At 65.3% G+C, this 14,234-nt stretch carries 10 protein-coding genes; 7 read left to right on the top strand and 3 right to left on the bottom strand.

The annotated features are described in order from the left end of the window. Window positions 1-307 precede the first annotated feature (307 nt). Together OQ968_RS03600 and OQ968_RS03595 are read left to right on the top strand one after the other, a co-directional pair. The gene (locus tag OQ968_RS03600; RefSeq protein WP_324674694.1) at window positions 308-2,131 is read left to right on the top strand and encodes an endo-1,3-alpha-glucanase family glycosylhydrolase; all 1,824 of its coding nucleotides are present in this window, start codon (window positions 308-310) and stop codon (window positions 2,129-2,131) included. Between the two features lie 75 nt (window positions 2,132-2,206). Continuing rightward, window positions 2,207-3,826, top strand: a complete 1,620-nt coding sequence (locus tag OQ968_RS03595; RefSeq protein ID WP_324674692.1) for an endo-1,3-alpha-glucanase family glycosylhydrolase — start codon at window positions 2,207-2,209, stop codon at window positions 3,824-3,826. 91 nt (window positions 3,827-3,917) lie between these two features. Here the strand turns inward: OQ968_RS03595 and OQ968_RS03590 are convergent, their stop codons facing one another. After that, window positions 3,918-5,168 (bottom strand): hypothetical protein, encoded by a 1,251-nt coding sequence (locus tag OQ968_RS03590; protein WP_324674690.1) that lies wholly within the window; start codon window positions 5,166-5,168, stop codon window positions 3,918-3,920. A gap of 123 nt (window positions 5,169-5,291) precedes the next feature. Between OQ968_RS03590 and OQ968_RS03585 the strand changes: the two genes are divergently transcribed. Continuing rightward, window positions 5,292-6,035, top strand: coding sequence for a class I SAM-dependent methyltransferase (locus OQ968_RS03585; protein ID WP_324674688.1), 744 nt, complete (start codon window positions 5,292-5,294; stop codon window positions 6,033-6,035). Between the two features lie 10 nt (window positions 6,036-6,045). On the opposite strand, the gene OQ968_RS03580 is transcribed toward OQ968_RS03585, so the two are convergent. Both OQ968_RS03580 and OQ968_RS03575 read right to left on the bottom strand, forming a co-directional pair. After that, window positions 6,046-6,888, bottom strand: coding sequence for a class I SAM-dependent methyltransferase (locus OQ968_RS03580; RefSeq protein ID WP_324674686.1), 843 nt, complete (start codon window positions 6,886-6,888; stop codon window positions 6,046-6,048). A gap of 20 nt (window positions 6,889-6,908) precedes the next feature. Beyond that, entirely contained in the window at window positions 6,909-8,123 is a 1,215-nt protein-coding gene (locus tag OQ968_RS03575; protein WP_324674684.1) for a glycosyltransferase family 4 protein, read from the bottom strand. Window positions 8,124-8,571: 448 nt separating this feature from the next. Between OQ968_RS03575 and OQ968_RS03570 the strand changes: the two genes are divergently transcribed. From OQ968_RS03570 to OQ968_RS03555, 4 genes are all read left to right on the top strand, one after another. Further along, a complete protein-coding gene (locus OQ968_RS03570) occupies window positions 8,572-9,306 on the top strand; it encodes a hypothetical protein (RefSeq protein ID WP_324674682.1) in 735 nt (244 codons plus the stop codon). A gap of 147 nt (window positions 9,307-9,453) precedes the next feature. Next, complete coding sequence (locus OQ968_RS03565; protein WP_324674680.1) at window positions 9,454-12,120, top strand: hypothetical protein; 2,667 nt, start codon at window positions 9,454-9,456, stop codon at window positions 12,118-12,120. Continuing rightward, window positions 12,107-12,856, top strand: a complete 750-nt coding sequence (locus OQ968_RS03560) for an SGNH/GDSL hydrolase family protein (RefSeq protein WP_324674678.1) — start codon at window positions 12,107-12,109, stop codon at window positions 12,854-12,856. Before OQ968_RS03565 ends, OQ968_RS03560 begins: the two co-directional genes overlap by 14 nt. Further along, window positions 12,853-14,232, top strand: coding sequence for a hypothetical protein (locus OQ968_RS03555; protein ID WP_324674676.1), 1,380 nt, complete (start codon window positions 12,853-12,855; stop codon window positions 14,230-14,232). Before OQ968_RS03560 ends, OQ968_RS03555 begins: the two co-directional genes overlap by 4 nt. Window positions 14,233-14,234: the final 2 nt, after the last annotated feature.

The following is a 14,234-nucleotide window of genomic DNA, read 5'->3' as shown; positions in this document are numbered from 1 at the left end:
GCCAAGTTTCGGCAACTCCTGGCCAAACGTGGCTCGCGCGTTAGACAATCGCGACGTCCGATCTTGTTGTGCATGCGTTCAACAAGAGGAGGCCGCGACGAAACACGCGGTGGCACCAACACGAACGCTCGTCCGAGCACTCCCGTGGACGGTGGCTGGCGTATCGGCCGGCGGTTCGGCCCGCCACAGGATAATCGATCACCCAGGCTTTTCTGCATGCGCAGCCGCTGGCGTGTCGTCGGCCACGCCGGCGGCGTTCTCTGTCCCGCGCAACCCGCAACGCGACGAACCGTTTTGAGGACGTGTTATGGGCGCGTTGCTTTTCGTGCTGGGGTCCGCGGCGGGGGCAGTTCTCGCCTGGTTGGCCAGCCGCGGTCGACTGAGCCGGTCAGCCGGTTTCGCGCTCAGTGGCGTCGTCAGCGCCGCCGCATGTGGGTTGCTCAGCGGTTTGGCCTCGGCAAGCGACGACGCGAACGGTGCCGCGATCGGGACCTATGTCGGGTTCCTCGGCACCGCGGCGCCCCTGGCGTTTTGCATCACACAACTATGTGTGGCGGCCAGCCCCACGGGATTCTCGTCGGTGCTGGGCCACGGCGCCGCACTCGGACTGGCTTTGGCGCTCGGAACAACCTACGCGACCGCGGGCGTCGTCTCGTGGCACGGCGTACACACGGTCCACGCTTTGCCGTCGCAGCCGATGGCCGTCGCGCCGTATTCACCCGCCGGCCTCAAGCTCCCTGGTGTGCCCGCGCAGTCGACGGCGGTGACGCCGTTTCTTCCCTTCGACCTGGCCCGAGCAAATGGCGGCCGAAAGGTCTTCGCCGACTACATGCCGAACTTTCCGATTTCGATCGACAACAAGGACGGGGACAAGGACTACTACGCAACCCAATACCTCACTGTGCAGGGCGAAAAGGGTGTGCACGCCCCATACGGGGGATATCTGCGGGACAGGCCGCTGCCCCGGGCCCACAGCACCAGGCCCGATTGGCGACAGGCGGACCTGGAAACCGAGATCCAACAAGCCAAAAGCGTGGGCATTGACGGATTCGCCGTCGATGTTCTGCAAGCCGGCCGCGCCGCCTCCGATGTCATCGATCGGATATTGCAGGCCGCGGCCGCGGTGGGCGACTTCTCGATTCTGACCTCCGCCGACATAGACGGCGGCGAGTTGGAGCCCATGAGCCCCAACGACTTTGCCGCCGCTGTCGCACCGTATCTAAGAGCACCGGCGGCGTTTCGCCTGCCCGACGGCCGATCCGTGCTGGGCGCATTCGCCGCCGAAAACCGACCGCCGACGTGGTGGGTCAGCGTTTTGAGCATCCTGCGCGACAAATTCCAACTCGCAGTCGCGTTCGTGCCGACCTTTGTTCACGTGGCCGACAACTTGGAGGCGTTCGCTTCCTTCAGCTACGGATTCAGCGCGTGGGGCGGCCGCGACCCCCGCGCGATGGCCCTCGCCGACACCGGCCGCGGTTCCCCGGTGGATGTCATCCAACGCACGCGTCGACTGGGCAAACTGTGGATGCAACCGGTTGCCTTCCAAGACAATCGGCCGCGCAGCGGAACCTTTTGGGAATCCGACAACGGTGTGACCAACAGGCTGGCCTGGCAGCTCGCCGAGCAACACGACGCCCAGTGGGTGCAGTTGATCACCTGGAACGACTACTCGGAATCCACCGCCATGGCCCCGTCGGTGGTTCACGGCTGGCGCCTGCTGGACATGAACGCCTACGACATCGCCACGTTCAAGTCGGGCCGACCGCCTGGCATCGTCCGCGACGCGCTCTACGTGTCGTATCGCAACCAACCGGTCAGCGCCCGCCCGTTGGACCCGCAAACCTTGCTCATGCGCGTCGTGCCGACCAGCGCGCCCCCGCGCGACGTGATCGAGGTGGTGGCCTTTGCCAGTGCGCCTGCGCAGGTCTTCGTCAGGACCGGAACCCAGGACTATTCCTGCGACGTCCCGGCCGGCCGAACGGTTTGCACCTTCCCGTTGAGCCTCGGGCCGATCAGCGCCGTCATGTCGCGCGACGCCGTCGTGGTCACCACAGCACAGTCCAACACCGACGTCACCGACACCCCCCGAATACAAGACCTGCAATACCGCGTCGTCGGAGGCCTGCGATAACGACGCAAACGTTGCCGCGCCATTCGAGCCGCTTCGTTTACTGTCGATCGCGTGGTGGCATCGCGAGCAACGCTCGTGCGTGAGTTCGCATGGGCGGCGGCGGGGGCGGCGGCCGGGAGCTTCGTATGCTTCTGGGTCGACCAGCTGTGGCCCCGACGCGGGTTCGCGTCCGTGCTCGTGGTCGCCGCCGTCACGGCACTATTGGTCGGCCTCGCGCTTGTCGCGTTGATCCGGGCGCCGCTGAAGACGGTGCTGATCGCCGCGGTCCTGAGCCTGCCGTGGGCACTCCCCCCGCAGTGGGCCGAGCCATTGCGTGCCCGACCGACGGCCGTGACGCCGTACCTTCCCTTCGACTTGGTCAAGGCGAAGGGCGGCCGGAAGGTTTTCGCCGACTACATGCCGAACTTCCCGATTTCGATCGACAATAAGGACGGGGACAAGGACTACTACGCAACCCAATACCTCACCGTGCAGGGCGAAAACGGTGTGCACGCCCCATACGGGGGATACCTGCGGGACAGGCCGCTACCCCGGGCCCACAGCACTCGGCCCGATTGGCGCCAGGCGGACCTGGAAACCGAGATCAAACAAGCCAAGAGCGTGGGCATCGACGGATTCGCCGTTGATGTTCTGCAGGCCCGCGCCGCCTCCGATGTCGTCGATCGGATGTTGCAGGCCGCCGCGTCGGTGGGCGACTTCTCGATTCTGACCTCCGCCGACATCACCGGGGGCGAGCTGGGGGCGATGAGCCCCAACGACTTTGCCGCCGATGTCGCACCGTATCTACAAGCACCGGCGGCCTTTCGCCTGCCCGACGGCCGATCCGTCCTGGGTGCCTTCGCCGCCGAACAGCGACCGCCGAGTTGGTGGGTCAGCGTTTTGGGCATCCTGCGCGACAAGTTCAAACTCGCTGTCGCGTTCGTCCCGACCTTTGGCGACGTCGCCGACAACTTGGAGGCGTTCGCTTCCTTCAGCTACGGGTTCAGCGCGTGGGGCGGCCGCGACCCGCGCGCGACGACCCTCGCCGACACCCGTCGCGGGTCCCCGGTGGATGTCATCCAACGCACGCATCGACTGGGCAAGCTATGGATGCAACCGGTCGCCTTCCAAGACGTCCGGCCGCGCAGCGCGACCTTTTGGGAATCCGACAACGGTGTGACCAACCGACTGGCCTGGAGACTCGCTGAGCAACACGACGCCGAATGGGTGCAGTTGATCACCTGGAACGACTACTCCGAATCCACCGCCATGGCGCCGTCGGTGGTTCACGGCTGGCGCCTGCTGGACATGAACGCCTACGACATCGCCACGTTCAAGTCGGGCCGCCCGCCTGGCATCGTCCGCGACGCGCTCTACGTGTCGTATCGCAATCAACCGGTCAGCGCCCGCCCGGTGTATCCACAAAGCTCGCTCATGCGCGTCGTGCCGACCAGTGCTCCCCCCCGCGACACGATCGAGGTGGTGGCCTTCGCGCGAGCGCCCGCGCAGGTCTTCATCAGAGCTGGAACACAAGACCATTCCTGCGACGTCCCGGCCGGCCGAAGGATTTGCACCTTCCCGTTGAGCCTCGGACCGATCACCACCATCATGTTGCGCGACGGCGTCGTCGTCGCCACCGCACACTCCAACGCCGACGTCACCGACACCCCCTACACCCAAGACCTCCAATACCGCGTCGTGGGAGGCCTGCGATAACGACCAGACCGCGAGCGCGCTGATTCGTAGGCCGAAACGCCGTCCAGGCCGGCATTTTGAGGACGCTCGGCGAGTGGATTGATGCTTCGAGTCAAGGCGTGACCGGGGATTCGGGAGTTCCGGGCTTCGGGGCCGCACGCACCTCCCACGGCGCGTAATAGGCCAGGCCGAGCGAGGTCACCAGAATCGTTCCCACGGCCAGCCCCACAGCGACGCCGCGCACGTTGTGGAACAGCAGCGCGGCGCAGGCGGAGGCCACCAGCAGCGCCAACCCCGCCGCGAGTTTGAACCGCATCGCATCCGAGCTCCGATTGAACGTCCTCAAGAAAATGCCCAGCCCGAACGCCACCAGGGTCGCGCAATACTCCACGACCACAACCGGAAGCACATACTGGGCCAGTTCGAACGACTGCCCCAAAAAGTAAGCCCCCACGCTGCCGGGCAACCGACACAGCACCACCCCGGCCAGCACGGCAAGGCCCGCGAGTCCGACAGTCAATCGCAACGCGGCGCGCCACACGGCCCGGGGTGGTGCGGAATTGCGGGTGCTCTCGGAGATGACGACGAGCTGAACGGCCGCAGCCAATATCGTGATGGGCGCCAACAAGAGCGTCGCGCCGCGAAGCGCCGCCGCGGCGGTGGGGCTCAGCACAACCGTCGCCATTGCGAGAACAAGGAAGCTGGTGGTCTGGTCGACCCCGGCGTCGACGCCATACCTGATGCGGTGTTGCCAGCCGGCCCTGGCCCATCGCGTGAAGCCGTGCAGCCGGGGCAGAGTCCGAAGATCCGCCGCCATACCGGCAAAGGCGATCAGGCCGAGGCCCGCCCATCCCCCGATCAACCAGGACGCGGTCGAAAGCTTGAGCCAGGCCGAAACGAGGAGCAGAACGGTTCCCACGAACCAGACGCCATCCCACGTCGCCGCCACGTGCGGTCTGCCCTCGGCGATGGCGACATGCCTCAGAATGTCTTGGCACGACACGATCGGCGCGGAGACGGCGAGGAAAACCGCGGGCAGGCCGACCTGGTATCCGATGGTGACCAGCACGGCGAGGGCGGCCGAACCGATCACCAGGCCGGCGAGCAACGCAAAGGAACCCTCGCGGCGTATTCGCTCGGCCGTTTGACCGGACTTCAACATCAGGGGAATTCCGACGGCGCCTCGTTGAGCCGCGAGTATCGCGACGAGGGCCGTGATCATCAGCGCGATCTCGCCGAACGATTGTTTGGTGGACACAACTGCGACAGCGAATGTGAAGATCCCATTGCTGGCGCTGGAGAAGACTTGGTCGAGCATTGCAGACCAAACACGTGTCCTGCGGTTCGACATCGAGGGCGCCACTCATCCTCGCAACACGTCATCGGGCCCGATCATCCGCGCCACGTGCCAAGTTTTACCAGCGCACAAGCTTCTCATGAAGAAGCGCGTCGCGTTGCGCCAATTGTCGCGCCTTACACTCGTGCCGTGGCAACCACCGAAGAATTGGTGCACCGTTTCTACCCCGAGTCCAATGTCGGCGGGTTCAGCCATGTCGATGGCACGGTCGTATTTTTCAATCAGGTTGCCGCGTTGCTTCGTCCGACCGATCGCGTACTTGATTTCGGCGCCGGGCGCGGCGAGCCGATCGCGGACGACCCGGTGCCCTATCGCCGCCAGTTGAGCGACATCAGGGGACGATGTGCGCGCCTGGAGGGTTGCGACGTCGACGAAGTCGTCCTTGACAATCCGTACCTGGACCACGCCGAGGTGATAAGTCCGGACTCATCGCTGCCATATCCCAACAATCATTTCGATCTCGTCGTCGCCCGATCGGTTTTCGAGCACATCGACGACCCGACTCACGTGGCAGCTGAGCTGTTGCGGATTGTCAAGCCGCGCGGGTGGATAGCGGCTCACACGCCCAACAAGTTCGGCTACATTGCGGTGGGCGCACGGCTGATACCCAACCGACTGCACGTGCGTTCGCTGAGAGTGGTTCAGCCAGAGCGCAAGTCGCAGGATGTCTTCCCCACCCGCTACCGCATGAACTCGCGCTCGGCTCTTCGGAAGGCTTTCGGTGGCGGTGCGGACATGTTCATCACCGGGTGGGCGTCGGAGCCCTGCTACCACTTCGGTAGCCCCTTCATCTACCGGGTGGTGAAATGGACACACAGGCATCTGCCCGCGGGCCTGCAGCCGATACTTTTCGTCTACATTCAAAAGCGTTAGGCCCCAGCGGTCAGTGGGCCAGCTCGGCCCACGACTTCAGGCCCGAGAACTTTCGGAACTCCTGGTCGTCGATTTCGGTCTTGGTCGTCCAGCCGACCGGCTTGCGGGCCACCATCAACCACGTGTCGCGCGTGGATGGAGCGAGCCGGCTTGCCGCAAGGTAGACGCGCAACAGCCGGCGAGGAACCTTTTGCAGCATCTGATGCATTCCTCGTAGCTCCACCACCTCGAGCCCAAGGGCCCGTGCCAGGGCGACGCAGTCCCCGCGCGTGTATTCACGCACATGTCCGCGAAACTTGCCGGGGTACCAGTAATAGATCTCGTATTTCTGATGGCTGGTTTTGCCCAGCAACACCGCGATCCGCTTCCGCAGGTTCACATGGTTGGGAACGGTGATGAAGAGGTACCCGCGCTCACGCACGCGCGAGAGAAGGTCGTTCAGCAGATCTCGTGGTGAGTCATGCAGGTGCTCGAGAACATCGTGCAGCATCACCATGTCGAATTCACGGTCGGAGGGCAATTCATGGTTGTCCAACGTGATGTACTCGACGCCCATGTCCTTGGCGAACTCGAGAATCTTCTGTTTGGCGTCGCCGCGTTGGTGCCACTCGTCGCCGAGGTCGTCGACGGCTGTGCACTTGTAGCCCAGCATCGCCAGGATGGCTGTCTTGTCGGCCGGCCCCGCACCGAAATCCAGCACGCGGGATCCCGCCTCCAGGTGGCGCATCACGGTCTGGGCCATGTCCAGATGCCCCGAGAGAAACGGGTCGAAGTAGTCGGGAAACGGAAACCTCTCCAGGACCTTATCCACGGCGCCTTTCAATGCCATCTGATCCACCTGACTGGGCTCCATCGCAAGTGCCTCCTAGGATTTCAAAACCGCGGCCTGGCGTGCGATGCGAGCGCGCCGGCAATGTCACTCAACAACGATTCAAACCGTTCGCCCACGCGCTTCACCTCGAATGTGCGTTCCGCATAGCAGCGAGCCGCGGTCCCCATCCGATCTCGCGCATCGGCATCCGCCAGCAGGTTCCTGAGCGCTGCGGCCGCGGAATCAGCGTTCTCCGGAGCCACCACGAGCCCCGCCCCCGCCGTTTCGATCATCTGGGCGACCGCGTTGTCCCCCGGCAGCAGCCCCAGCACGGGGCGGCCCGCACAGAAGTAGTTCAGAACCTTGGACGGCACCGAGTAGCGGCTGGCGTCACTTTCCAGCACGACGAGCAGCACATCGGCGCTCGCGAGCATGTCCGGCAGCTGCTCGTACGGCTGGTAGTCGAGCAGCATCAGGCCCGGTACCTCACCCGCCTCCGATTCCAGCCAGTCGCGGCCACTTCCCTCGGACACCACGACCATCCGGGTGCCCGCCGGCGCCGACCGTGCGAGCGCGGATATGACGGACGGGTCGTGCTTCAGGCCGAGAGTTCCCGCGTACATCACGACGGGCATGCCCACCAGGCCGTGAGCCTTCGCCCAGGCATTGTCGCGCGGCCGCATGGGCATCTCGTCGATCGCGCCCCAGTTGGGCACGACGTGCACTTTGCTCGGCCGAACTCCCCAGGCGGCGAGTTGCTCGATGAATGTGTCGCTGATGGCGACGACGGCCGCGGCACCGCGCGCGACCTGACGCTCGGCACGGTCCGCGGCGTAGCCGATCGGGTATCCCAACCGGCCGTACCGATCGCGGGCGATGACCCTGATCGCTTCGCTGTAGACGTCCTGCTGCCAGAAGACGTATGGGATCCGGCGCACGCGGAGAGAGAAAGTCAGGATGAAGAGAGACAGCAACGGGATAGTGGACAGCACCGCGACATCGGGTCGCGCCGCCAGGACGGCACGGGTCGCCATGCGGGCATACCGCAGCTCCTGCCAGAGCCGAACGAACGGCATGTAGCGGGCGAATTCGCTGCTCAGCTCGATGGGCCGCACGGTGAAGGACTCGGGATCGCCGCAACGCCGCTCGGTCGCGCCCCGGCCGCTCGGGAACGACGCGCAGTATTGGTGCTCGACACGATGCCCTCGGCGGGCCAGCTCCCGACTCAGGTGGACCGGGCCGGGGTGGCCGGAAAAATCGTGGATGACCAGCCTCAAGTCAACCTCTCGACACTATCGGCCGACCGTGCACGTCGCCCGCGTGAGGCATGGCTCCGCGGCGTCGAGGCGCCAAGGGCGGCCTGCGGTCTGGTTTCCACCTGATATCCCTGATATTGGAATGTTTTAATAGGCGTCAGGATACTATCAGTCTGTTACGGTGCGTGGGTTTCCATATAGTTATGTGACCTGCTGGGCTCAAAAGGATCATCGGTGTAGATGGAATCGATCCTCTGGCGCCGCGGTGGCCGCGGCCCGTACTCGGGACATGCACTCCGCCGGGCGCCGTCGCGCACCGTGTCGGAATTCAATCCCGGACGGTTTCGCTCGTATCGTGCTGCCGTGGAATCGGTGACGCAACCCTGCGACGGCCGGAGCGGATCTGCGGCCGGACCCTCGAGCAGGGATCGCGGTGGCAACCCTTAAACCGGGCCGCTCGTATCACACCTTGGCCCAGGTGGTCTTCGCGTTGGCGCTGGCGGTCGTGGTGGCGGTGGCTCTCTGGTGGGGGTTCCTGCGAGAGCACGCGCCGATGGCCGCGCGCGGCATCCGCGTTCAGGCGGATTTCACCGCTCTGCCCAACGGGCCCGTGCCGAACCATTTCGACGGCGGCCAGCCCGCGATGGTCATGGCCGCCTCCGATGACCCCGGTGATCAATTCAGAATCCAAGACGGCCGATTGACGTATCAGCCCACGAGCCAGGGAAGCGCGGCCGCGTTCTTCAGTTCCCCCGACCTCGGTTCGTCGGTGAAGGGTATGGGCGCGCGGTTCGTCTTCAGGCCCGGATCGGGCACCCCGGGTGCGATCACACTTGTGGTGTCGCGGGGCGTCGAGAAACGCGTTCCACCGATGGTCCGGCCCCTGGCGATGCAGTTCGTCGTGACGCCGATCAACTGGAATATCAGCGTCGCGCGCAACGACGTCGCGCCGCTGGACGTCGTCGCGGCCGAGTTCTTTCCGCAACCGCTGCATGAAGATGGGCGAACTCCGTACGACGTACGTCTGACCATCGACGGTGCCCAAGTGACAGTGGATTTGCCCGGGACACACAGAATTGTGTCGGATCCGCGCTTTTCCGAGTGGCAGGGAAGTTTCGCGACATTCGAGCTCTACTCGAACCACGGAGCCACTGACTCCATCGGAGCCTTCGAGAAAATCTGGGCGACGGGCAACAGGGACTGAGTCATGACCGAGGGTTTGTCGATCAGAGAAGTCCGCGCCGTTTCGAGTCCCGCCGACCGGATCTTCTTCGCTCTTAGCAACCTCTTGATCATTTTTGCGATCGCGGTGGTGTCCAACCCGCGGCACTTCGGCCAGATTGCGGTTCTCTTGACGCTGCTCGCCGCAGCGGTCGGCGTCTTGCACGGTGCGCTGGGCACGCCGCTGCTGCTGACCGCGGGACGCAGCCCGGCCGAGATCCGGCGGGAAGGCTCGTTCGCCGTGACCACCGCCCTGCTGGTCAGCCCCGTCATCGGCGGCGTCATGTGGGCGGTCAAGGGGCAGGCGCCTCAGTTGCCGGCAACCTTGATCATCATCGCGACACCGATCGTGCTCGTCTTGGATGTCCTGCGTTACGTCGCCGTCGCCCAGGGCCGCCCACACGTTGCGACCCGCTGGAGCGGGATGTGGTTGGCGGGTTCGGCCGCGCTGCCGGTGGCGACGTGGCTGCGCCTGCCGGTGGCCACGACCAGTCACCTCATCGGCGCGTGGACGGCTCTCGCATTAGTTGCGCTGACCGGAATGCTGGCCGCCGTTCGCACCGGCCCGCGGCTCCACGGCTACCCGGCTTGGATCTCCGACGGCTGGCAACGTCGAGCGCGGTACGGAATGGACTCCGGCGTCGGGCAATTGGGACTGTTCGCGGTGCTGTTGTTCGCGACCGTTGTCTTGAATCCGGACGTGACCGCCGCGCTGCGTGGTGCCACGGCATTGCTGGCGCCCGTCGCCGTCGCGGCGTGCGCGGTTTCGTCGTCGGCGATCCCACGCACGCCGCCGCGGCGAGCGTGGAGCTCATCGGCCCGAACCGCTTCGATCGCCACGTCCGCGACGATCCTCGTCGGCGCGACGTTGTTTTTATTGCCCGGCAAGGTCGGTGAACTCGTCCTCGGCCCCACATTCAAAGAGGCACAGGCGATTATCCCGATCGTCGCACTGGACAACGCGATGGCGGCGTGGGTCATCGCCGTCACGATGCAGCTGCGCGCCGTGCATCGAAGCGCCGATGCGCTGAGGCTGCGGCTCGGCTACGCGGTCGTCGCGCTCGCGGCGGCGCTCGGCGGCGGGCTGCAGTTCCGCACCGCGGCGGGGATCGCGGTTGGTATCGCGACAGCGACGACATTCATCACGGCGCTCGCGCTGGTTCGGTACAGGCCGTGGGCCGAGCCGGCGGCCGGACGTCGCGGCGCGGCCGTCGAGTTTGTGACCGGCCAGGACTTTCTGAAGGTCGGCGCGCCGAGGCCCATGCCACTCGCGACGGGGCTGCGGCTGCGCGAATCGACACCGGTGGACGGGGCGCTCATCACCCTGTGGTCGTTTGCGGCATTGGCGGTGTTCATCCCCGCGGCGATCATCCGCTTCAGTGGGATTCCCACCGACAGGACCTGGCTGTGGTTGATCCCGACCATCACGATCTCCGCCGCGCGGCTCGCCTGGCTGATCGGGAATGGCGAACGGCGGCTGTTCGAAACCACGTTCTGGCTTTTCAGCTGCATCTTCATGGGCTTGACGCCGTTGGCTCAGGTTCGCGAGAACGAATGGCCCTACACCGACCCGCACATCGATTCGACCCTCGTCGTCCCGGCCGTGATGATCGTCCTTGTCGGATTCGGCGCATTTCTGGCCGGCGCCGGTTTGGACAACGTGAGGTGGCCGCAACGGCGCTGGCATGCGGCGCGACGCACCCGGCCTAACCAGGACTTCACGATCAACTATCCACGCACCGTACTGCTTGTCGTGTTCGCCGTTCTCGTCGACATGTACTACCTCTCCCGCGTCGGCTGGTTGCAATTTCTGATGAGCCGCGCCGACCTGCTTGCGGCCTACGATGCCGCTTGGCCGCGACTGAGCCCGGGCGTCGTGATGATGCCGCTCACCCACATGGCGTTGCTGGTCGCCTTCATCGCGCTGATGCGCTTCCGCAGAGAGGCGAACAAGGCACGTGCGCGGGGAGAGGACATCTCCTCGACGGTCATGCGCAGCAACATGGCGCTGATCGTCTTGATCGGAATCCTGTTGGCGGACACCATGAATCCGATATCGAACGCGCGTTACCTTTCCGGCACCGCGATATTGGCTGCCGCCACGGCATTCGGGCTGTTTGCCACCAGGCGGCGTTTCCGTGTTGCCGTGTGCGGGCTCCTGTTCGGAATGCTCATCGTCTTCCCGGTGTACTCCAATGCATTTCGCTACACCACGCACGCGGAGATCGAACTGGAGAACCCCGTCAAGGCGCTGCTGTCACCCGACTACGATTCCTTCGACCAGCTGATGAACGGCTATCTGGTCACGGCGCGCGAAGGGAACGTGCCCGGCAAGCAATTCATGGGTGTGCTGCTCTTCTGGGTGCCAAGGGCGGTATGGGGTGACAAGCCCGTCGACACCGGTGTGTACATCGCGAACGAGCGCGGCTACTCCTTCACCAATCTGTCCGCACCCTTGTGGATCGAGTTCTACATGAACGGCGGTTGGGTGCCGCTTGCCATTGGAATGTTCGCTCTGGGATTCGGCCTGCATCGCTGGGACACGCGACTGAACGCTTCATTCGACGTCGACCGGATGCCCAGCCTGATCGGCTGCATCCTGCCGTTCTATCTGTTGATCCTGCTGCGCGGTTCGCTCCTGCAGGCCACGTCCTTCGTATTTTTCATCCTGGTGTTCTCATTCTTTGTCCGACAACGAAAGAACGTAAAGATCCGGCCCCGCGCACCCGCAGCGCGTCCGGAACCGCCACCCGCGTCACGCGTGCTGCAGCCAGGGGCGAGTTATGTCCCCGCCTAAGGCGCCGACGAGCGCGCGGCGCGCGATCCTGCTGGCCGTCGCCGCGACGTTGGCGTTGAGTCTCGGCGTCCTGACCTACCGCGAATTGCACGCCGCCGGCCGCTCGGAAAGCCGAGGCAGGTCGTCCGACATCGGCGCCTGGGTATCGCCGCCGTCCCCCTCGACGATGTTCGACTACAAGCCCACGTTGCTCGCCGTCGGTGACTGGTCCACCCCGTTCATCCCCTATCTGGTCACCGAAACCTTGGGCTGGAAGCTGGTTCTCGCCGCCCAAGGCGGCACCGGCTTCATTCGTGGCACCGACAACCCGTCACCTCTGCGAGTGCCATTCATCGACGGCCTGGACCAGGATGCGGCGACCTATTACGTCGATCATGTTCTGATCGACGGCGGCCGCAACGACATTGGCGAACCGCCGGAACGGGTGACGGCCGCAGCCGACGAGTACCTCAAGAAGGTTCACTCGGTCTGGCCGTACGCCAAGCTCATCGTCGTGCTCCCCGCCCCCGTCGCACCGGAGGTGGCTCCGAACTACCCCGCCGTGGCGGACGGACTTCGCCAGGCCGCGGGAAGCCTCGGGGCCTACGTGATCGATCCGGTGGCGCAGCAGTGGTATCTCGGCGTCGACATGAAGCCGCTGCTCTCGCCCGACGGCCTGCACCTCAACGACAACGGCGAGGTCTACTACGCGAGCAAGATCGTCGCGAGCCTGAGACAACTGGGGTTGACGCCGTGACGGGAATGCTGGCGTTGCTCGCGGCCGTGCGCGGCAAATTGTTGCTCCTTCTCATATGGACGTTGGCGGGCGCCGCCGCCGCGGGCGGAATCAACCTGCTGCTGCCCGTGGTCTACGAGGCAACCGCGAAGGTCGTCGTTGCGACGCCGTACTGGAACGACTCCACCGCGCTCGACGACCCGAACTTCGGTGGAGCCACGAACCTCGCGTTCGGTGACGAGTTCACCCAGCAACGCATGACGAGCTACTCGCGGCTGGTCACGACGCCGATGGTCACCGGCCGCGTTGCCGACCGCCTGCGGCTGAGCGAGTCCGCCGACGAGCTGGCCAAGAAGCTGACCGGCCACGTCGTTCCCGAGAGCGTGATCCTCGACGTCAAGGCCGAGGACGCCTCCCCGGCTCGGGCCGCGATGATCGCCGATGCGGCCGCGCAGCAGACCATCTACATCATCAAGGACGTCGAACGCCCGCCCTATACCCTGGTGTCTCCGGTGCAGCCGCTGCTCTTCCAGCCCGCGCCCGTTCCATCACACCCCATCTCACCGCGAACGTTGCTGAACGTCTTCTCGGGAGCAATCTTGGGTCTGCTGCTCGGGCTGACCTATATCGCCGCCTATGCCGCCGCGAAAGAACGGCGCCGGCTCGCGCGAATCCGGGGCGGCGACGGCACCCTCGCCGACGAACTCACCGGCGCGCTCGGTGTGGTCACCGCCGACGAGCAACCGCCGGCCGGCGGCAGCAACACCGACATGAAGCTGCTACGCATCGAAGTCGCGCACCTCCTGAATCAGGCCGGCGCCCAATCGGTTCTGACGACGGCGCCCCGTGCCACCGCGGCCACCGGCAGGATCGCCACGCTGCTCGCGACCGCTCTGATCGAAGCCGGCTCACCCACCATCGTGGTAAGCGCCGACTTCACCGCCGAGCACGACGACCCCCGGGTCGGGTTGGGTGACCTGCTGCGCACGGCCTCGACTCTCGACTCGGCCATCGAAACGGACGACCGCACGGGCCTGAGCTGGATTCCGGCCGGAACCCCGCCCGAAGACCCGACACGGGAACTCACGGGCACGAAGATGCGCGATCTACTCGGTGACCTGGCCGCTCGCTACCGCTACGTCATCGTCGTGGGGCCGGCGACGCTGGAGCTGGCCGATGCGGTGGACATGGCGAGTGTGACGGGTGCGTCGATTCTGGTCGACCCCGTCTCGCAAACCACCGCGGGGGAGGTTCGCGAGAGCGAACGGCTGCTGCGGCTGGCCCGCGGCACATACCTGGGGCGGGTCGCCGTGATCGATCAGTCTTTCTCGGAGGAGCTCGAGACGCCGCGGTCCGATCCGCGACGTCCGGCTACGAGTGGTCAGCAAGCACCGTGAAC

Source organism: Mycobacterium sp. 663a-19 (assembly GCF_035616495.1).
GTDB lineage: Bacteria > Actinomycetota > Actinomycetes > Mycobacteriales > Mycobacteriaceae > Mycobacterium.
This window is presented reverse-complemented; position numbering and strand designations above follow the sequence as displayed.